Annotated in this window: 20 protein-coding genes; 14 read left to right on the top strand and 6 right to left on the bottom strand. The window is 40.5% G+C overall.

All coding sequences use genetic code 11. From position 1 onward, the window contains the following. Positions 1-13: 13 nt before the first annotated feature. The 11 genes from WKU33_RS15500 (at position 14) to WKU33_RS15450 (ending at position 11,989) form a co-directional block, all read left to right on the top strand. Positions 14-583, top strand: a complete 570-nt coding sequence (locus WKU33_RS15500) for a 5' nucleotidase, NT5C type (protein WP_340455435.1) — start codon at positions 14-16, stop codon at positions 581-583. Between the two features lie 131 nt (positions 584-714). After that, on the top strand, positions 715-2,016 hold the full coding sequence (locus WKU33_RS15495; RefSeq protein ID WP_340455433.1) for a globin-coupled sensor protein: 1,302 nt from the start codon (positions 715-717) through the stop codon (positions 2,014-2,016). 143 nt (positions 2,017-2,159) lie between these two features. Then, complete coding sequence (locus WKU33_RS15490) at positions 2,160-2,429, top strand: DUF485 domain-containing protein (RefSeq protein ID WP_156856653.1); 270 nt, start codon at positions 2,160-2,162, stop codon at positions 2,427-2,429. 4 nt (positions 2,430-2,433) lie between these two features. Then, entirely contained in the window at positions 2,434-3,978 is a 1,545-nt protein-coding gene (locus WKU33_RS15485; RefSeq protein ID WP_340455431.1) for a solute symporter family protein, read from the top strand. Further along, positions 3,975-5,738 (top strand): LytS/YhcK type 5TM receptor domain-containing protein, encoded by a 1,764-nt coding sequence (locus tag WKU33_RS15480; RefSeq protein WP_156856651.1) that lies wholly within the window; start codon positions 3,975-3,977, stop codon positions 5,736-5,738. The genes WKU33_RS15485 and WKU33_RS15480 overlap by 4 nt, the downstream gene beginning before the upstream one ends. After that, positions 5,735-6,478, top strand: coding sequence for a LytR/AlgR family response regulator transcription factor (locus tag WKU33_RS15475; protein ID WP_156856650.1), 744 nt, complete (start codon positions 5,735-5,737; stop codon positions 6,476-6,478). Before WKU33_RS15480 ends, WKU33_RS15475 begins: the two co-directional genes overlap by 4 nt. Before the next feature lie 130 nt (positions 6,479-6,608). Next, the gene (locus WKU33_RS15470; protein ID WP_156856649.1) at positions 6,609-6,959 is read left to right on the top strand and encodes a DUF485 domain-containing protein; all 351 of its coding nucleotides are present in this window, start codon (positions 6,609-6,611) and stop codon (positions 6,957-6,959) included. Continuing rightward, the gene (locus WKU33_RS15465) at positions 6,959-8,494 is read left to right on the top strand and encodes a solute symporter family protein (protein WP_156856648.1); all 1,536 of its coding nucleotides are present in this window, start codon (positions 6,959-6,961) and stop codon (positions 8,492-8,494) included. Before WKU33_RS15470 ends, WKU33_RS15465 begins: the two co-directional genes overlap by 1 nt. Positions 8,495-8,560: 66 nt before the next feature. After that, positions 8,561-10,276 carry a sulfate adenylyltransferase gene (locus WKU33_RS15460; RefSeq protein WP_198042634.1) on the top strand — a complete coding sequence of 572 codons (1,716 nt, stop codon included), beginning with the start codon at positions 8,561-8,563 and terminating at the stop codon, positions 10,274-10,276. Between the two features lie 136 nt (positions 10,277-10,412). Then, positions 10,413-10,598 (top strand): hypothetical protein, encoded by a 186-nt coding sequence (locus WKU33_RS15455; protein WP_156856647.1) that lies wholly within the window; start codon positions 10,413-10,415, stop codon positions 10,596-10,598. Then, complete coding sequence (locus tag WKU33_RS15450; protein ID WP_156856646.1) at positions 10,595-11,989, top strand: amidase; 1,395 nt, start codon at positions 10,595-10,597, stop codon at positions 11,987-11,989. Before WKU33_RS15455 ends, WKU33_RS15450 begins: the two co-directional genes overlap by 4 nt. A 441-nt stretch (positions 11,990-12,430) precedes the next feature. Here the strand turns inward: WKU33_RS15450 and WKU33_RS15445 are convergent, their stop codons facing one another. Beyond that, the gene (locus WKU33_RS15445) at positions 12,431-12,616 is read right to left on the bottom strand and encodes a type Z 30S ribosomal protein S14 (protein WP_156856645.1); all 186 of its coding nucleotides are present in this window, start codon (positions 12,614-12,616) and stop codon (positions 12,431-12,433) included. Positions 12,617-13,204: 588 nt separating this feature from the next. Between WKU33_RS15445 and WKU33_RS15440 the strand changes: the two genes are divergently transcribed. After that, positions 13,205-14,569, top strand: a complete 1,365-nt coding sequence (locus tag WKU33_RS15440) for an MATE family efflux transporter (protein ID WP_156856644.1) — start codon at positions 13,205-13,207, stop codon at positions 14,567-14,569. Positions 14,570-14,592: 23 nt separating this feature from the next. Here WKU33_RS15440 and WKU33_RS15435 read toward each other — a convergent pair whose 3' ends face one another. From WKU33_RS15435 to WKU33_RS15415, 5 genes are all read right to left on the bottom strand, one after another. Next, positions 14,593-15,348, bottom strand: coding sequence for a hypothetical protein (locus WKU33_RS15435; protein ID WP_156856643.1), 756 nt, complete (start codon positions 15,346-15,348; stop codon positions 14,593-14,595). Next, positions 15,341-16,216 (bottom strand): ATP-binding cassette domain-containing protein, encoded by an 876-nt coding sequence (locus WKU33_RS15430; RefSeq protein ID WP_156856642.1) that lies wholly within the window; start codon positions 16,214-16,216, stop codon positions 15,341-15,343. Before WKU33_RS15430 ends, WKU33_RS15435 begins: the two co-directional genes overlap by 8 nt. Continuing rightward, on the bottom strand, positions 16,216-16,590 hold the full coding sequence (locus tag WKU33_RS15425) for a GntR family transcriptional regulator (protein WP_156856641.1): 375 nt from the start codon (positions 16,588-16,590) through the stop codon (positions 16,216-16,218). The genes WKU33_RS15430 and WKU33_RS15425 overlap by 1 nt, the downstream gene beginning before the upstream one ends. 407 nt (positions 16,591-16,997) lie before the next feature. Then, the gene (locus WKU33_RS15420) at positions 16,998-17,891 is read right to left on the bottom strand and encodes a fructose bisphosphate aldolase (RefSeq protein WP_156856640.1); all 894 of its coding nucleotides are present in this window, start codon (positions 17,889-17,891) and stop codon (positions 16,998-17,000) included. Positions 17,892-17,971: 80 nt separating this feature from the next. Beyond that, positions 17,972-18,370 (bottom strand): SLAP domain-containing protein, encoded by a 399-nt coding sequence (locus WKU33_RS15415; protein WP_156856639.1) that lies wholly within the window; start codon positions 18,368-18,370, stop codon positions 17,972-17,974. Positions 18,371-18,653: 283 nt separating this feature from the next. Here WKU33_RS15415 and WKU33_RS15410 point away from each other — a divergent pair, with 283 nt between their 5' ends. Both WKU33_RS15410 and WKU33_RS15405 read left to right on the top strand, forming a co-directional pair. Further along, on the top strand, positions 18,654-19,073 hold the full coding sequence (locus WKU33_RS15410; protein WP_340455423.1) for a family 1 glycosylhydrolase: 420 nt from the start codon (positions 18,654-18,656) through the stop codon (positions 19,071-19,073). A gap of 355 nt (positions 19,074-19,428) precedes the next feature. After that, positions 19,429-19,680: a hypothetical protein gene (locus WKU33_RS15405; RefSeq protein ID WP_340455422.1), complete on the top strand. Its 252-nt coding sequence runs from the start codon at positions 19,429-19,431 to the stop codon at positions 19,678-19,680. The last annotated feature ends 2 nt before the right edge of the window (positions 19,681-19,682 follow it).

The raw sequence follows: 19,682 nt of genomic DNA, 5'->3' as shown, positions 1-19,682 counted from the left end.
GAGGGATTTCGAGATGAAATTTGGCTTCGACATTGATGATACATTAATTAATTTGCGGGAACATGCTTTTTGTATTTATACAAAACGGCTTAAACAAGACTTATCCTTAGAAACTTTTAAAGGGATTAACCGGGTGGAAATCCACGAGCCGTTCGGACTAACGGACGCAGAAGGAAAAGAAATGTGGACTCATTCTTTAGAAGAAATTTATTATACTGATTGCCCTGCTTTTCCCGGAGCGAGAGAAACGTTATTAGATTTAGCCGAGGAAGGCCATGAAATCTATTATATAACGGCAAGACCGAAAGAACACGGCATCCGGACGAGGGAATGGATGAAGGAAAAAGGATTCCCAATTACGGACGATCGTTTTTTCTATGGGATGCAAGATGAGGAAAAAGTAAAAATCATCGAAGAGCTTGAGCTGGATTATTATGTAGATGATAAACCGGCTGTCCTCAATACGTTACTTCACACGCCAACCCAATTAATCGTTAAAGATCAATCCTATAACAAGGAATTGGAAATGGAACGACTTATCGATTGGGATGATTTTAAATCCATGATAAAAATGGGTACATGAATGGAATAGATTCATGTGCCCGTTTTTTTTCGAATTTCTATATAAACAGAGTAAAAATTCCTATATTGTATTGGAATGTACGGCTTCCTGTAGTAGGATAGTTACATAGATAAGTTTGGAGGAGAGCAAGGATGTTCAAACAGCGAAAAAAAGAAAAGACGAGAGAACTCATTTTTAATAAAGACCCCCATCATGTTACCTTAGAAGCAAAATCGAATAGTGCACTGGATCATCAAGTCAAGATGATTGGGCTGACCGTCGAAGATTTACAAATTCTGCATACACTGCAGCCATACGTAATGGAAAATATCGGACTAATTATCGATCGATTCTATTCAAATCTAGAAAAAGAGGCATCGTTAATTCATATTATTAACCATTATAGTTCTATCGAAAGGTTAAAGCAGACGCTAAGGCGTCATATTGTCGAGATGTTCACAGGTGAAATCGATGAAGATTATATTAAAAAGCGCTATATTGTTGCCCATGTTCATGTCAAAATTGGTTTAGAAGCGAAATGGTATTTGGCGGCATTCCAAGATATTTTGAATTCACTGATTAATATTATTGAAGAGCATGTGCCTGACCGGGAAGAATCATTTCTTGCCTTCCGGGCAGTCAGTAAAATTATTAATTTGGAAGAACAGCTCGTTCTTGAAGCATATGAAGAGGAGATAGATCGCATCAAGCAGACAATTGCTGCGGAGAAACAGAACATCCAAGTGGAAATTACAGGAACATCAGAAAGTTTAGCAGCTGTTTCCCTACAAACAAATGCAACAATGGAAGAATTAATTGCCCAATCGGATGGAATGGTTGCTTTGGCGAAACGTGGCTCTTCCTTATCCGAATCGGCAAAAAGTAAAGCGGAGTCGGGTAAGCAGGAATTGAACCGACTCACGGAAAAAATGAACAGTATTACTGCGTCGGTTGAAGGAATCCGTACAGACGCGGAAGAACTTGAGAAGATTATGCAGCAAATGCAAGAGATAATCAATCTTGTATCCGGTGTGGCTGAGCAGACGAATTTGCTATCCCTTAATGCAAGCATTGAAGCAGCAAGGGCAGGGGAATCAGGTCGCGGCTTTGCAGTTGTTGCAGAAGAGGTGCGTAAGTTGTCCGATCAGACGAAGGACGCCGTTGTGAATGTTGCCTCATTAATTAAAAATACAACGGAGCAAGTTAATTATTTGACGTCAACCTTAGATACGATTCGTCGAGACGTGCAGATCGGGAATAGTTATTCTAAGGATACGGAAATTCATTTTGAGGAAATTGTCCGAACGATGAATGATACCGATAAGCAAAATAATAAGATGGCAGATGAGATTCAATTATTTTGCGAGAGTATGAGTGTACTAGGAGAATCTTTTGAAGAAGTTGCTGCTTCAGCGGATTCATTAAATTCATTAACAACCAAATTAGATGGATGAAAAAGAAAGTCTGACATGGAAAATGCCAGACTTTTCTTTTGATTAAGTTATGCAAACTTTTCACTTTACAAGTTGAGTTTCTTCATATATATTCATAATTAAAGAAATTTACAGATTTTTACTAAGTGAAATGGGGGAGGGTGATGGAGGAAACGTACGAGAAAATTTTACGGGAGAAGCGGCGTTTTGTTATCATAGCAATTACTTTTGCTTTTGTTTTTTACTTTTTACTCCCTGTATCACTTATCTTTTTCCCTGATACGATGAATCAAACAAGCTTTATTCCCGGGGTGACGTGGGCTTGGGTTTACGCATTCCTGCAGATTATTATGATTTGGCTGCTTGGATGGTTGTATCATCTAAAGGCAAAAAAGATAGATGAACAGACCGAGCAAATGATACAAGAGGAGTGACGAAGTGAATCTCACCTACTTCTTATTTTTCATATGTATCGTTGTTTGTACACTTATCATTACATATTGGGCGGCAAAGCGAAGTGTAACAACGAACATATTTTATACGGCGGCTGGAAGTTTAACCGGTTTTCAAAATGGAATGGCGATTGCCGGAGATTTCATCAGTGCTGCTTCTTTCCTCGGTATTGTCGGTACGATAGCGTTCAGCGGGTATGACGGATTTCTATATTCAATCGGTTTTTTAGTTTCTTATTTGGTTGTACTTTTTTTAATCGCGGAACCGGTGCACAGACTCGGCAAATACTCGCTTGGTGATGTAATCTGCTCGAGGTTTCCCGGTAGTTCGATGCGCCTCATCATGGCGTTTGGGGCCTTTACGATTTCTATTCTATATATGGTCCCCCAGCTTGTTGCTTCAGGCTTCCTGTTGCGTTTATTGCTTGATATTGATTATTCTGTTTCTGTGCTTGTAATTGGAAGTTTGATGACGATTTACGTCATGTTCGGCGGGATGATTGCGACTTCTTGGGTGCAAATTGTCAAGACGATTGTCCTCATGTCAGGTACATTTTTATTATCGCTCATCGTCCTATCCAATTATAATTGGAATGTTCCCGCGATTATTACGGATGTGAAAGAACGCTCTCTACTCGGGGAGTACTTTTTTCATCCGGGGCATTTATTTGATAGTCCAATTGAGTTAATCTCGTTACAGCTCGCATTGATTCTCGGAACGGCGGGACTTCCGCATATATTAATCCGACTATTCACTGTGAAAAATACCTTTGAAGTGCGCCGTTCGCTGCTCAGTGCAACATGGATCATCGGGACGTTTTATTTAATGACGTTGATTCTTGGGCTTGGAACGATTGCATTATTAGGGTACGAGGCACTGGTGGCAACTGATCCTACCGGAAATTTGGCAGCTCCATTACTCGCCCAAGCGGTCGGTGGTGACTTTCTCTTGGCGTTTATTTCTGCAGTTGCATTTACGACAATAGTTGCAGTTGTCGCAGGGCTTGTCATTTCGGCAACGACTGCTTTTTCCCATGATATTTATCATATGATATGGAAGAAGGGAAAGTCGACGGAGAAAGAACAGCTTTATGCGGCACGCTGGACGGCTCTAGCAATTGGACTTCTCTCTACCGTTTTTGCATTGCGGCTTGAGACAATGAATGTGACCTTTCTTGTATCGATGACATTTATCGTTGCGGCATCTAGTATTTTCCCGGTACTGTTGTTTACGATTTATTGGAAAAGGTTTAATCGAACGGGAGTTGTTGCTGGAATGTTTTGTGGACTAATTGCATCGCTTCTCCTGCTCGTACTAGGGCCACATATTATGGATACGGAAAATGGGTTGATCGCCCGTGATGCGATTATTCCGTTATATAATCCGGGAATTATTGCGATACCGATTGGATTTTTAGGAGCTTTTCTAGGTGCATTCCTATCTGGAGGCCAGGCGGAAAAGGAAGCGTCCTATTACGCATTTTTCAAAAAAGCTCAAACTGGCAGCCGTTCCAGGAGTGACGCGTCATGAAGGATTTAACGATTATTCTTTTTGAACGGATTGGACTTCTCCTCGTTATTGCATTCGTATTAACGCGAACGCCAGGCTTTAAGCGGTTGCTTGATCGGAATTTTAATATTGGTATGTCGTTGGTGCATGCAATCGTATTTGGTGTTTTTGCGATTGCGAGTACGATTACAGGAATTGTCATCGTTCAAGATGAGGTGCTGCATGTTGATTTTATTATATTCCCTGTGGAAAAAGATCAGCTGATTGTTAGTACAAGCCTCGTTGCCGTGGTTATTGCGGGCTTATTAGGCGGTCCAGTAGTAGGGCTTGGTGCAGGTCTGATTGCCGGCATTCACTTGATGTTCCTTGGCGGAGTGGGGTGGCTAGCAAATGGTTTTGTGAACCCGCTTACAGGATTATTGGCAGGATTAACGGCTAGATTCTTCTCCAATGAGCGGGTTATTTCGCCGTTAAAAGCATTGTTTATTGGAGTTTTTCCGCCAGTATTACAAATGCAGCTGCTACTCATTTTTTACACCGATGCATATGATATTGTACAGGTTGTAGACTGGATTGGTCTGCCGCTTGTCCTATCAAACAGTATAGCGATTGCAATCTTTACTGCGATGATTGGCATTGTCCTTAAGGAACAGGAAAATGAGGCGGCGCTTGCGACAAAGCAGGCATTAACGATAGCGGAAGAAGCAATACCATTTTTAAAACAGGATGGAAGTAAAGCTATGGCTGACGGGATTGCCGATTTACTTTACGACCGCTTGGAGCTTGCGGCGGTTTCTGTTACAAATCATCAGGAAGTGCTGGCCCATAAAGGAATTGGCAACCATCACCAAGCGGGGAATCCAATCCGTTCGAAGCTTGGAAAAGAGGCAATCGCAACGAATGCGATGAAAATAATATATAGTAAAGCTGACTTAGAGTGTATAGAGCCAGATTGTCCGTTGCATGCAGCCATCATGATTCCTATTTCTCGGGGCCATGACTACACGGGTTTAATCATCTTTTATTTTCGGAAACCGCAACATATTACCCCGGTAGAGATTACGATGGCAGAAGGACTTGGTCAATTCATATCCAATCAATTGACGATGCTGCATGCTGAGAAGTTGAACATGCATATGCGGCATACGGAGCTCAGGAATCTACAGGCGCAGATTAATCCGCACTTTCTATTCAATACGTTACAGCTTATTGCGACCCTTTACCGGGAAGATGCAGAGAAGGCCAGGTATCTCACGCTTAAACTTGCAGGTTTTATGCGTTTTAATTTGCGGCTCGTATCCAGGTCACTTGTTGACCTGGAGAAGGAATGTGAGCATGTCGAGGCATATACAGCGATTATCCAAGCAAGATTCGCGGATCGGTTGACAATTCATTTCGAGCGGCCGGAAGACCTTTCGGGTGTTTATATACCGCCTTCAACAATTCAACCACTTGTGGAAAATTGTGTAAATCATGGTTTACATCATAAATCGAAGGGTGGAAGAATTGATATTGTCATTACAGTTGAAGCGGATGCTGTGTTCATTCTCGTCCGCGATAACGGCTATGGCTTCCCGGAACATATACTAAGAGACGCTGGATATAAACCACTCAGCGAAGAGAAAAGTGGTGGGATTGGTATTTACAATGTAAATCAGCGGTTGATTGGCCTGCTTGGCGAGTCAGCGAAATTAACGATTCAAAATTTGCCGCTTGAAGGGAGTGAAGTGTATTTCCAAATACCTCGCATGAATCAAATGGAAAGGAAGGCGATCCCATGATCATACGGGCGATGATTGCGGAAGATGAGGCGATGGCAAGAAAAGAATTGATGTATCTGTTGCAGCATGAAGAAGATATTATTCTTTCTCCTCATGCAGAAACTGGGGAAGAGCTGATCGAACAGTATCGTCTCCATCATCCGGATGTTATTTTTCTTGATGTTGAAATGCCCGGCATGTCTGGAGTCGAAGCAGCGAAATATATAACGAAAGAGGGAGAGCAGCAGCCTTTATTCGTATTTACGACCGCCTATGATGACTATGCGATGGATGCATTTGATGTTGAAGCGATTGATTATTTATTGAAGCCTTACGAGGAAACTCATTTCAAACGGGCACTGAAAAGACTGCGGAAAGCATTGCAGTCGAAGGGAAAAGATAGATCTGTGTCTGAGCCACAGGCTATGACAGATAAACTGCTTATTGATGATGGAGAGCGGATGGTTGTGCTTTCGCCTGAATCGATTTATTATGCTGTACCACATAAGAAACAAATTGAAATCCATACAAAAGATAAGGTGATTAAGAGTAAGTTGACATTAAGGGAACTGGAGAACAAGTTGAATGATGAATCATTTTTCCGGACGCACCGGAGTTATCTTGTCAATTTGAATCATATTTTAGAAATTACACCATGGTTTAATGGAACGAGTAATGTCACATTAAAAGATAAGGAACAGACCAAAATACCGGTTAGTCGGACAGCGAGTAAAATATTGATTAAAAAATTCAAAATATAACTATTTGTCAGTGTATCCGAACCGTTCACTCCAAAATACTTACCGTTTACGAAAAACTTACAACAAAAGTTATGAAACTCTCTATACTCTTAGTAAGCGTTTTCAAAATAAGGGTAGAGAGGATGTTTTGATGAATACACAACCGGTTTCTGTTGAAAGAAAGCAAGAAGAGCCAATCAATTTTGTTAAAGTGGAGGAAAGTCGGCAGTTTAAAAACTTTATGCATGCAAAAAAGAAATTTATTGTTCCGCTGACGATCTTCTTTCTTGTTTTTTACTTTACGCTTCCGATACTTACGTCATATACAACATTCCTGAATGCACCATTCTTCGGTGATATATCCTGGGTATGGGTATTTGCAATTTCGCAATTTATAATGACTTGGGTGCTGAGCATGATTTATGTAAAAAAAGCAAATCGCTTTGATGAAATGGCGGAAGAAATAGTGAAGGAGCAGTTGGATAAAGGGGGTAATCGCTGATGGATGCCACCGTTATTATCCTATTTCTCGCTATCGTCATTTTAACACTTGTCATTACGTACTATGCAGCTAAACGTACGAAAAGCACCGGAGATTTCTATACGGCTGGAGGTGGATTGACTGGATGGCAGAATGGATTGGCAATCGCAGGTGATTATCTCTCTGCCGCCTCTTTCCTAGGGATAGCCGGGATGATTGCTCTCAATGGATTTGATGGTTTTTTCTATAGTATTGGTTTCCTTATTGCTTATTTAGTCGTTCTATTTCTTGTTGCAGAGCCGCTGCGAAATCTTGGTAAATATACGATTGCCGATATGATTAATGCCCGGTTCGATGCGAAGAAAATCAGAGGGGCGGCAGCACTTAGTACGATAACGATTGTCCTGTTTTATATGATTGCCCAGCTTGTCGGTGCAGGTGCATTGATTCAGCTGCTGTTCGGGATCGATTACTGGATTGCCGTGCTAATCGTCGGTGTCATGATGACGATTTACGTTCTGTTCGGTGGGATGATTGCAACGAGCTGGGTTCAGATTACGAAAGCTGTCCTTTTGATGGCGGGAATGTTTATTATTTCTTTATTAGTGTTATTCCATTTCAACTACAATATTTCGTCTATGTTCACAGCTGTAAAGACAGCGACATCTCATGGGGCAGATTATTTAAAACCAGGAGTGCTTTATACAGATCCATTAAGCACAATATCATTAATGATTGCACTTGTTTTTGGAACTGCAGGTTTACCACATATTTTAATGCGATTTTTCACGGTGAAAGATGCTAAAACAGCGAGAAGCTCTGTAATTACGGCAACTTGGACGATTGGTCTTTTTTATATTTTAACTTTATTCCTAGGCTTTGGAGCGGCTGCATTTGTCGGCCAAGATGCAATTCTTGCAGCGAATCCAGGTGGGAATATGGCAGCACCCCTTCTTGCCCAAGCAATTGGCGGAAATATTTTATTTGCATTTATTAGTGCAGTAGCCTTTGCAACCATCTTAGCAGTTGTTGCAGGTCTCGTATTATCTGGAGCATCTGCCTTTGCCCATGATATTTACGGCCAGATTATTAAAAAAGGAAAAGTGACGGATCGTGAGCAAATGCTCGCCGCCCGCTACGCATCGTTAGCCGTATCCGTCCTATCTATAATTCTTGCATTAGGCGCCCAATATTTAAATGTCGCATTCCTTGTTTCTTTAGCATTCTGTATTGCAGCAAGTGCTAACTTGCCGGTTATTTTATACACGGTATATTGGAAACGTTTTAATACGGCGGGTGCCATATCGGCTTTATTGACCGGTTTACTTTCTGCACTCATCCTTGTTTCAATGAGCCCGAGCGTATTTTCACCTGTGGAAGGTGCGGCATTGTTTGTTGGGGAACCGATATTCCCTATCGATAATCCGGCAATCATCAGTGTTCCACTAGGTTTTCTTGCCGGTTTTCTAGGTACTTTGCTATCAAAAGAATACAATTCGGCCCGTTATGCGGAAGTGAAAGTTAAAGCGAATACGGGATACCGGGATGCGAATTAGATAAAGGGGCAGTATTTTTAACTATTCATAAGCTATTACGATAGAGATAAATAAGGAGGAAGATTGATGAGTCAAAAGGTGATGGATCAAACAAAAATGACAGCTTATCCGCAACAACCACATGGTGGTGAGCTAGTAAATCAAGTACTGACAGGGGAAGCGCTAGCAGATGCGGTTGAAAGGGCCAAACATTTACCGATGATTGTCGTTGATTTGGAAGCAGTTATCACATTAGAGATGATTGCAACCGGGGTACTCTCACCAAACAAAGGGTTTATGGGTGAAGAGGATTATAAATCTGTACTTACTGAAGGTAGATTAAGTAATGGGGTTGTCTGGCCGGTTCCGCTAAGTTTCGCTCCAATTGGAGATAAAAATAAAGAAATTATCAAATCATTGAATATTGGCGATGAAATAGCATTAGCAGACCACACAAAAGAAGCAGTAGCAATACTTAAAATTGAGGACATCTTTGAATATGACCGTGAATTTCGGGCGTTGCATTTATTTGATACGACGGACAGAAGCCACCCAGGTGTAGATGCGATTTACCGGAGAATGGGGGATACGGCGCTTGGAGGTCCGATTCAATTACTGCGCCGGGTACATTGGGGTCCGTTTGAAGGAATTCGCATGGAGCCAAAAGATACATGGAAACTATTTTATGAGGAGAAGAAGTTTAATACTGTCGGAGGATTTATTACAGGGGCGAACCCTTTACACCGGGGACATGAATACATCCACCGGAACGCACTCGAGGAGCTTGACGGTTTATTTGTCCAGCCGCTTGTCGAAATGGCAAAACGCGAATATACCCGTCACGAATTCCGGATGCTTGCATATCGCAGTGTTTTAGAAACGTATTATCCGAAAGAAAGAACAATTCTTGCACCACTTCGAGTAACTTATATTTTTGCAGGTCCCCGCGAGGCGGTTCTTCATGCGTTAATTATGAAAAATTATGGCTGTACACATGCATTAATTGGCAGGGACCATGCTGGGATTGGCGATTTTTATGATAAGTATGCAGCCCATACAATTTTTGACACATTTAAACCAGAGGAATTAGGGATTGATGTGCGGCTCTTTCAAGAAGTGTTCTATTGCACGCGCTGTGACAGTGCTGCAACTGAGTATACTTGCCCGCATGAAGGGAAATATCGGATTAACATTTCCGGGACAGGAATTCGTGAACTACTGCGGTATGGGGTGTTACCACCGAAGGAAATCGTCCGACCGGAATCGGCACGTATTGCGATGCAGGGGATTCAGCCAAAAGGAATGGATGAGAACCAAATGGCAATCAATCCGGTTGGGAAGACGATTAAGAGTATTTTCCCATTTTATTTAAAACATGAGCGGCTTGGCGGTGCTAAGCGTGCTGAGGAATTGGAACCGGAACAGCTGACGATTGCTGATTTAGTGGGAGTCATCCGGGATGTACGGGAGAACGCGGACCGAGTATATCGGGATATCTATGATGAGTTCACTTATGTAACGGATATGAATCGCTCCGCCCAAGACGATTGGGTGACGGAGGCAAGGGAAACAATCCATCGCCATCAGGAAATGGTTGTGCAGAACTTGGAAGAGAAAGTGGATCAAGCACCGGATACCACAACAGATGAGTTTATGTATCAAGATAAACAGGAAGCGGAAAAAGAACTGGAGGTTGCTCGAAGGATTTTCGACGATCTGTCAACTCCAATAGAGAAGGAACAGCTGGATTATCGCACTTGGAATTCACTGTCATATGCGCGCTATCGGGGAAATGATGAATAAGGTTATTTGGTACTGCCCATAAGAATGTTCTTATGGGCAGATTTTTAATTTTTTTACAGCATGTATCGAAAAATTGTATGGCACATTATCTATAGGCGTTCATATAGTATAGCGACTTTGTAGAGGAGGTTATGAAATGATTTACGAATCATATATTAAGAATAGTTTGCAAGAACAAGGACTGCCGGTAATTGAATTCGATATTCCATTTATTCAAGATATTTTAATGACTGTAAAACAAGCCGAATATTTTCTTGTAGAAGCTCCTTATTTAAATATGGAAGTACCAATCCAGGTTGTCGATAAGGAGTTGTTAACATGAATGATCTGTACTATATGTCGGCAAAAGATCTTGGAATGTTACTTAAGGAAAGAAAACTTTCTCCGGTTGAATTGACTAAAATCATGTTGGACCGTATCGACCAGCTTGATGACACCCTTCGAACTTATATAACCCCTCTACATGAAACGGCGTTAAAACAAGCAAGAGAAGCGGAGAACAAGATTATGAAAGGCGAGTATCTTGGACCACTGCATGGGATTCCAGTGGGAATAAAAGATAATCAATATACGATGGGAATACGCACAACAGATGGTTCAAAGCTGTTTGCGAATTTTTATCCGAGTGAGACTGCTACAGTCGTGAGTAAGTTAGTTCTGGCAGGAATCGTTATGCTTGGAAAACAAAATTTGCACGAACTTGCTGCGGGTTCTACTGGAACGAATCCATATTTCGGTACGACCCGTAATCCTTGGAATATCGAATATATGCCGGGAGGTTCTAGTGGAGGAGGAGCCGCTTCTTTAGCAGCCGGGCTTGCGACCCTCGCCACTGGAAGTGATACATTTGGATCTATTCGCGTACCTGCAGCTATGTGTGGTGTCTATGGTTTAAAGCCTACTCACGGACTTGTTAGTGCACACCGGGTTTTTCCAACTGCCTGGTCGCTCGATACAATTGGACCGATTGCTCGTTCAGTAGGTGATTTGGCACTGATGCTCCAAGTAATGGCGGGGTATGATCCACATGATCCAGCGAGTTTACGCGTCCCTGTTCCAAATTATAGTGAAGATCTGAATAAAAATATAAAGGGATTAACAATTGGGGTTCCAACACATTATATGGAAAATTTGGATGAGGATGTTGATAAATTATTCCATCAAGCGGTAAGTACGCTTAAAAGCTTAGGTGTAGAAATTAAAGAAGTAGTAATCCCAGAACTGGAGATGGCAACTTTTGCGGGGTATGCCACTGTCAGTGGAGAAGCAGCAGCCTTTCACCATCAGTGGCTGAAGACACATGCAGAGGATTATTCACCGGATATTCGGTCATTCTTCTTAGCCGGTTCATTAATAGAGGCAAGACAATATATTCAAGCACAGCAAGCAAGAAGAAGCATCGTGCAAGCATTTGAAAGAGCATTCGGTGAAGTTGATATGCTTCTTGGTCCAACGATTCCAATTATGACTCCGAAATTCAAGGAAAATTGGGTCGAACAGAATCTAGATGTGGTAAAACGTATCATGCCTTATACGGTTCCAATCAATTTAACGGGCGTTCCCGCTTTGGCTGTACCAATTGGGCTGGATAGATATGGCCTTCCGGTGGGTATGCAATTTATTGGTTCGCATCTTACGGAGAAACAATTATTGCAGATAGGGCATAACTGGGAGCAAGTAAATCCATTGCAAATTAAAATTACAGATGACTAATATTTTAATTTAGACGATATCATAATCGTGGAGAATACCTTTGCGGTTAAGGGTTTTCCCCAATATAAGAGAGGGATGAATCATGGATAACAATAACTGTAATTTCGGTTGTAGTGATCAGAGAGATCACAATAAAGCTAACAACCATGATCGTGAAATTTCAGATCAAAACGAATTTGTAGATGAGAATGACCTCGGGCATCAAAATGAAAGACGTCATAACAGAGATGACGATAATCATAGATAGTAAGGAATTGCAGAAATCTGGAAAACAGCGCAACTCTAGGTTATCCAGGTTTTTAAATTTCCTTTATAACGGGGAAAAAAGTGCTTTTTCAGATCTTAAACGACTGGTCTCTTCCTAAAGATAGGAAAATAACTCACTTCTTTCCATTATAAAAAACGGCGAGCATACATATGCTCCCCGTTTTACTCTATCATTTACCAGCTTGCTTTTTTCAAGCCGGGTACTTGACCTTTATATGCATATTCACGAAGGCAGATTCGACACATATCAAATTTCCTTATAACACTGTGTGGTCTGCCGCAATGCTTACACCTGCTATATTCGCGAACTGCAAACTTTTGAGGCTTTTGTTGTTTGACGACTAAAGCTTTTTTTGCCATGCGGCATTCTCCTTCTATATTTGAAATAGAGAATCATTATACCATATTTTATTACTCAATATGGAATCCAATTTGTGGTAAAGCCATCATCCAGCTATGAAAGAATAAAACAATTATAGTAGTAACTTACTTATTAAGGAATGTTTTACGACATGGAAAAGCGGTAATCAAAAAGTAGACTTTCAAACAGAGTTTGCAGAGTTCTATACCGATAAAGTGAAACTTCATTTAGTGGGGGTTTCCTTACCTTTTTGGTTTTCCCTCTTGTTTAGAGGCGGGGGTATTACAGAGCGTTAATACGTGATAAAATTCGTGAAAAAACAGAAGAGATTAACCTATTAACCTTCCATTTTTTGAAAAAAGGTATTGAAATAAGTGAGTTAACAATGGTATAATATTTTAATGGAAAATGATCAGCTATAAAATGTCACCTGGAGAGATTTCAGTAACTAACACCGAAGCAGATGGCTGTCACGGGAGTTCGTTTATTTATTTTACGGATTTTCGGACGGTCTTTTTTACTGGTTGGGAATTGTGTTATTATGTTGGAATTTGAAAAATTTAATAGTGAAGGAGAAACGATTTCAATTGAATATAGAAAAAAATAAGTATCAAGAACAGTCGTTATTTAGTATTACGTGGCCGCTTTTTATTGAAATCTCTCTTCATATGAGCGTGGGCATTCTTGCAACATTAATATTAAGTAGTTACTCTGACCAGGCGGTAGCTGGTGTCGGTGTAGCGAACCAGATTATGAATATCTTTATTATCCTTTTTAACGTGACAGCAGTCGGAGCGACAATCTTGATTGGTCAAAACCTTGGAGCAAACCAGCTTAAAACGGCGAGGGACTACGCAAGATCTGCTTTCGGGCTGAATTTCTGGATCGGTATCGTGATGACGATTATTGTAATTGCATTTGGCGGTATATTCTTAAATTTCTACGGATTAAGTGGAGAGGTATATGATTACGCGTATTCTTTCCTCGCAATCACGGGGCTTTCCCTCTGTATTGAAGCTGTAGCTTTAGCGCTTAGTGCTGTATTAAGAAGTCACGGATATACGAGAGAGACAATGTTTGTCACGGTTATCATGAATATAATTAGTATTACCGGATACTTTATTGCGGTTCACGGATTGTTCGGTCTTCCGGTGACAGGAGTTGTCGGAGTTTCCGTTACAATCATAGTGGCTCGTATCTTCCTCGTTCTTGCTTTGTTAGGATTTGTATATAAACGGCTGGCGATTAAATTCAGTCTGCAAGATATTTTTAAAATAGATAAGAAAAACATCAAAAATCTGATGGGAATTGGGATACCATCTGCTGCAGAACAACTATCCTATCAGTTCTCGCAAGTAGTTATTACAAGTTTTGTCGCAATCATAGGGGACGCGGCACTTGCTGCGCGGGTTTATATTTTAAATATATCGATGTTTTGTTTTATGTTTACGATGGCAATATCTCAAGGTACACAGCTTCTCATTGCCCGCTATGTCGGAGCGGGGATGTATGAGCGCACATTGAAACGGGGCCTGAAAACGTTGCGGATAGCAGTTTCTGTGTCACTTGTCATTTCGCTTATCATCGCGCTAACCGGCAAAGGACTCCTTGGTATATTCACGAGTGACCCGGCGATTATTGCCGTTGCGATTCCGGTCCTCTGGGCGATTGTGTTCATCGAGCCTGGCCGGGCGGTGAATATGGTCTTGATGGGCTCATTAAAATCAGTAGGGGACGTTCGTTTCCCTGTTGTAATTGGCGTCATCTCCATGTGGGGGCTTGCCGTTGTCCTAAGTTACGTATTCGGTATTCATTTCGGACTTGGCTTACTTGGCGTATGGCTTGCGCAAGGTGCGGACGAATGGTTCCGTGGTATTTTTGCCTACCGTCGCTGGAAATCCCAACCATGGTTAAGGAAAAAGTTGGTTAAAACAAAAGCAGAGACAATATAAAAAAGAGGGGAGCATCCCTCTTTTTATATTTTAATCGGTGCTCTTTTTGTCAATGTCCGGATAAGGATTAATGGAATGAACATGATGACTACAAGAAGAATATAGGCAACCCGGCTTGGTACTGCATCAAAGAAGGCATAGGTTTCAAATAACGGCAAGTCCATTGCGATACGCTGCATGGAGTCTTTTGCAGCAATTAGGACGATGCTGATGGCGATAAATAAAATCCCACCAATCACCCCAAGCCGATAAAATGCTGCCCCAATCAACCAACCGATTAAATAAAAGGCAAAGATATTTAAACTAAATACAGCAAGGGACAGCAATACATTCGCCTCCATATCAACATAAGGCGTAATTAAAATGCTTTGTAACAGATCGCCAATGAAATTGCCATCTGCAGCAGATTCGATATTGAAAGTCGGTTCTTTAAAATTAGCCAATATCAGTTTCTCGAAAATAGTGAGTACATAAGCAAAAACCGGAATCAATATGGAAAGGCAGATACTTGCGATTGCATTCCCATAAAAATAACTTTTCCGGGTGACTCCCATCTCGACAAAGTAGGGCATAAACGAAATGGTGATGATTCCGATAACAAGCATATATACATTACTAGCAACGAAGGCATGATTGTAAAAGGTATCTATCCCGTCTGCACTGAATATCAGCCTAGCAATATTTACAAGTAGCAGAATCCCCATATACCAAAGTGTCCAAGTAAGCTGTGCTTGTAACATGATGAAGGCTGCTTGATGGATTTGTACCGGTTTATTCATTATCTTCATCCTCCTTTGTCAGCTGTATAAACAAGTCTTGCAGAGCGATATTGCGAACTTGCAGACCTCTTTCTCTCGCTTGTTGCCGCTCCATATCATTAAATTCTCCGTATAAAGTCACCGAATGGGTATCTCCCAATTGTTCATGATGAACAATTTCCTTATTTTTGCTGAAGGCATCTATTGCTTCTTTGCTGCCGATTAGATTAACCCCGCGAGAGAGCAAATCTTCATACGCTTCATGAAGAAGGAGTCTACCTTCTTTTAAAATAAGCACTTCATCAAACAGATAATCCATTTCAGAAACAAGATGTGTGGAGAGAATCATAATCCGTGGATGACGTTCCTGTTCCTTTAGCAACTCTTTATAAAATAAGTCTCGTGCCGGTGCATCCATTCCCAGATAAACTTCATCAAAGATTGTAATCGGTGTTCTGCTAGCAAGGCCAACAATCGCATTGAAAGCTGACTGTTTCCCGGTGGACAATTTGGATAAAGTTTTCTTTAAATCCACTTTAAATTTCTTTACTAATTCAAGTGCATATTCATAATCGAAATAGGGACGATAAATTTGTAAACCTTTCAACAATGTCTTTACATAATCCGTCTCTCCGCTATTATCTTTATTGTACAGGAAAGCAACCTGCTGCATGATTTCCGCATTTTCAAATGGTGCTTCTCCGTTAATGAGCATTTTGCCGGAGGATGGTTCCCGAAACGAGCCGATGATGGAAAGAAGTGATGTTTTTCCAGCACCATTTCTACCTAGGAGCCCATATATCTTTGGTGCGTTCAACTCAAAATTAATATCTTGTAACACTTCATCTCGACCATAAGAGAAATGAAGGTTTGTTGCCGTTATATTCATTATTTCTCACATCCTTTAACCTGTTTAATAAACTTTAGAATTTCTTCCTCTGTAATTTCCAGCTTCTCGGCCTCTTGTACGAGGGTGACTATATAATCCTCGACGAACATTTGCCGCCTTTTTTCAAGCAACTGTTTTCTTGCTCCTTCTGCAACGAACATACCAATCCCTCTTTTCTTAAAAAGAATTCCGTCTTCCACAAGTTGATTGATTCCTTTCGATACCGTCGCATGGTTAATTTTATAAAAATTCACAAGTTGATTCGTGGAAGGGGCCTGATCTCCCGCTTGTAATTGTCGATTGATAATTTGGTCTTCGATTTGTTCACGCACCTGAAGATAAATTGGTTTATCATCCTGTAACAGATGTCTCAATGCCAGCCCTCCTTTTATTGCTTCGCTGTTATGGTTATATACTCATGTGTATAACCATAACAGCGATTAATTATTATGTCAATAAACTATTTGAAATAAAGAACATTGGCAGACACACCCTTACAGTAAGCTTCGCGATTCGTTTCACGGGGCGCCTGGGACTGCGATTACTCGTTCCACGAAAAGATCTGCTCGTTGCTTGTCGTGATGTAAGCTTATTCAGTGAAGAAAACTCCTCGCAAAGTGACAAGAGGATTGGGCATGGAAGCTAGCTCAAGAACTACTTTATATTGGGCTTTGCTTGGGGTGGCTAGCGGGATTCCCAAGCTATCCACAGCATTTTTTTCCTATGCAACAAAAAAATCCTTCCTACACTTAAGTAGAAAGGATTTTCATCTCTTTAATTTTTATTTTTTATTTACAGAAGCGTCATAAATTGTTTCCACTGCATCGTCTAAAGTTTGGTTAAAGCTTTCATCACTTTGATTGACATTGAGGTTCTGCGTGAGAGCTCTTGAGAAGCTTGCGATGATACCCTCATTCTCTTTCAGTTTCTCATTCGCCTCAACGAGTGGGTAACCTCCAGATAAAGCGACAATACGGATGACTCGTGGATGGTCAACAACTTCTTTATAGAGATTAGCTACAGTCGGGATTGAGAGTTTCAGCATAACGTCTTGTCCATCAGCTAACTCATTTAGTTGCTTCAATAATTCTTCTTTCAAAATCTCCTCTGATTGTGATTTGTCTTCACTGAAAATATCTACTTCAGGCTCAATAATTGGAACTAATCCAGCAGCAAGAATGTCTTTACCGATATCGAATTGCTGTTTAACGATTTTTTGGATACCTTGCGCGTTTGCTTGCTTAATGACAGAGCGCATCTTCGTACCGAAAATATTCCGCTCATTTGCTCGTTGCAGTAATTCATCCAGGTCTGTAATAGGCTTCATGAGCTGGACTCCTTCTGCTTCATCTGCAAGACCTTTGTCCACTTTTAGAAAGGGAACGATTCCCTTCTCTTCTGCTAAATAGTCAGCGGTATACTTCCCTTCAATGTGACGGTCCATCGTCTGTTCAAATAATATGGCGCCAAGGATACGTTCAGAGTTAAAGGCTGGTGAAGTTATAATCCGGGTGCGCATGTCGTGAACAAGATCGAACATCTGCTCTTCATTATCGTACGCGTCTTCTGCTATGCCATAATTTTTCAAGGCCTTCGGTGTACTTCCGCCACTTTGATCAAGTGCTGCAATAAAACCTTTTCCATTTCGAATTCTTTCTAAATGTTTTTCCTGCATGCATTCCACTCCTCTTTCCTTTGTATTAAGCGCTAGAATATTCAGCTATTATCTATTGTATCATTAATTATTGAAAACTTTTACTCGTTTGCAAAGTTTTCTTTTTCAATTTGCAACCTGCCATTCTCAAAGGAAGGAGACCTATGCCAGCTCACTTTAGGGAAAATGAATGTCCAAGGCATGCTCGTCTTCCGCTGAATATTCACCTGCGGAAAGGTAAAATCATGTTCGGCGATTAATTCATCAGCTTCCAGGTACGAAGCATAAACATTTCTAAGGGGAAAATCCTCATTCGAAAAGTTGTGGATGAGTACAATAACAAGTAAATCTTCATTATGATTAATTGCTTGCCTAATCGGTATAATTTCCACATTTTCTTTATTTTCATTCGTTGTCTTTCGGAATAGAGACGTAATATTATCCCTATCAATCGGAGCAATCGTCTTATCCCAAGCTGCTTCAAATATAAGTTGTTGCATGTAAACATCTCCTCCTATACTTAACCTAACAAAAAAAGGAGTGGAGAGGAACTAATAAGTATGCATTGTCAATGAAAATTAAAGCTAGTGCGATAAAGGAAGGAGAGATGGTTGGGCTAGATTGGAAGAGATTCTGTTAGCGGGCACATCAAATAAGGTATGCTGAAATGGAAGCAATAGAGTAGCTTGTGAATATAGAAAATTAATTATATCATGCGTTGGAGAACGGTGAAAATAGCGTTCTCCTTCATTTTATCTAATTATTCCAGGGCTATTTGAAGGAATGACTAATCCGTTTACACCTAAAACAAGATGGGATTGGGAGATTGATCCGATAGGTTTCCGATACTTATTAAATGAGATTTATGACCGTTATCAGATTCCATTGATGATTACAGAGAACGGTATCGGAACGTTGGATGAACTGACAGAGGATAAACAAGTCCATGATCGGGAAAGAATTGATTTTCTTCGAGACCATATCCAGCAGCTTCAACTGGCAATCAAGGATGGCGTAGAAGTTTTGGGATATATGCCATGGTCCTTTATGGATTTGTTAAGCACATCCAGCGGTTTTAGAAAAAGATACGGGTTTGTATATATAGACCGTGATGATAAAGATATTAAAACCTTGGAACGAATTAAAAAGGATAGTTTTTCCTGGTATCAAAAAGTGATTGCTTCGAATGGCCGTATACTTTAAATGAAAAGAATGCTGAGATAGTATAATACATATCTTGGCATTCTTTTATTATTATTTAAATGAAAAATATGATGGAAATCTAGGAGTTTTATGATTAGATATGTATTAAGATATTTCAACAATCAATGATACGGCAAGAGTTTTTGAGATGGTACTAGACAAGTTGCTGTCGCAATCCTACCTACTGGGTGTTGTAAACATGATGTTTAATTTGATTGAATATCCTGAAAATGTATTAACCCAACCTATATCCTTAGTTTCCGTGAATTATCCAAAAATACACAGAAGTTACGAACATACGTTTGTGTTCATCTTCTGAAATGTGTATAATAATACTTAAGGAGGTGATAATGAATTGGCAAGAAGCCCTTTGTCCATAAAGATTGAGGAAGGGTTACAAAAGGCTATCAAGAAATTTCATGTTGAAAAAGAAGAGAAAACAAATGTGGTAGTGAAAGCGTTTAATGAACACAGAGGTGAAGAATTTAGCGCAAAAAAATCAAGAATGTTATACAAAAAGAGTAGTAATAGAGGAATCCGCTTTCCCATCAAAAGTAAACGGATTCCTCAACACACACCCTCTTTAGAGGTTGCAAATCTATTATAAAA

The sequence above is a fragment of the Oceanobacillus sp. HCA-5259 genome, assembly GCF_037892815.1.
Taxonomy (GTDB): Bacteria; Bacillota; Bacilli; order Bacillales; family Amphibacillaceae; genus Oceanobacillus; species Oceanobacillus indicireducens.
Note: the sequence above shows the minus strand (reverse complement) of the source record. Positions and strands in the feature narration are given on the sequence as shown.

Bases quoted from the DNA above. Each gene is read 5' to 3' on its own strand.
- WKU33_RS15500 (WP_340455435.1), top strand. From the start codon at position 14: ATGAAATTTGGCTTCGACATTGATGATACATTAATTAATTTGCGGGAA.
- WKU33_RS15495 (WP_340455433.1), top strand. From the start codon at position 715: ATGTTCAAACAGCGAAAAAAAGAAAAGACGAGAGAACTCATTTTTAAT.
- WKU33_RS15490 (WP_156856653.1), top strand. From the start codon at position 2,160: ATGGAGGAAACGTACGAGAAAATTTTACGGGAGAAGCGGCGTTTTGTT.
- WKU33_RS15480 (WP_156856651.1), top strand. From the start codon at position 3,975: ATGAAGGATTTAACGATTATTCTTTTTGAACGGATTGGACTTCTCCTC.
- WKU33_RS15475 (WP_156856650.1), top strand. From the start codon at position 5,735: ATGATCATACGGGCGATGATTGCGGAAGATGAGGCGATGGCAAGAAAA.
- WKU33_RS15470 (WP_156856649.1), top strand. From the start codon at position 6,609: ATGAATACACAACCGGTTTCTGTTGAAAGAAAGCAAGAAGAGCCAATC.
- WKU33_RS15465 (WP_156856648.1), top strand. From the start codon at position 6,959: ATGGATGCCACCGTTATTATCCTATTTCTCGCTATCGTCATTTTAACA.
- WKU33_RS15460 (WP_198042634.1), top strand. From the start codon at position 8,561: ATGAGTCAAAAGGTGATGGATCAAACAAAAATGACAGCTTATCCGCAA.
- WKU33_RS15455 (WP_156856647.1), top strand. From the start codon at position 10,413: ATGATTTACGAATCATATATTAAGAATAGTTTGCAAGAACAAGGACTG.
- WKU33_RS15450 (WP_156856646.1), top strand. From the start codon at position 10,595: ATGAATGATCTGTACTATATGTCGGCAAAAGATCTTGGAATGTTACTT.
- WKU33_RS15445 (WP_156856645.1), bottom strand. From the start codon at position 12,616: ATGGCAAAAAAAGCTTTAGTCGTCAAACAACAAAAGCCTCAAAAGTTT.
- WKU33_RS15435 (WP_156856643.1), bottom strand. From the start codon at position 15,348: ATGAATAAACCGGTACAAATCCATCAAGCAGCCTTCATCATGTTACAA.
- WKU33_RS15430 (WP_156856642.1), bottom strand. From the start codon at position 16,216: ATGAATATAACGGCAACAAACCTTCATTTCTCTTATGGTCGAGATGAA.
- WKU33_RS15420 (WP_156856640.1), bottom strand. From the start codon at position 17,891: ATGCAGGAAAAACATTTAGAAAGAATTCGAAATGGAAAAGGTTTTATT.
- WKU33_RS15415 (WP_156856639.1), bottom strand. From the start codon at position 18,370: ATGCAACAACTTATATTTGAAGCAGCTTGGGATAAGACGATTGCTCCG.
- WKU33_RS15410 (WP_340455423.1), top strand. From the start codon at position 18,654: ATGACTAATCCGTTTACACCTAAAACAAGATGGGATTGGGAGATTGAT.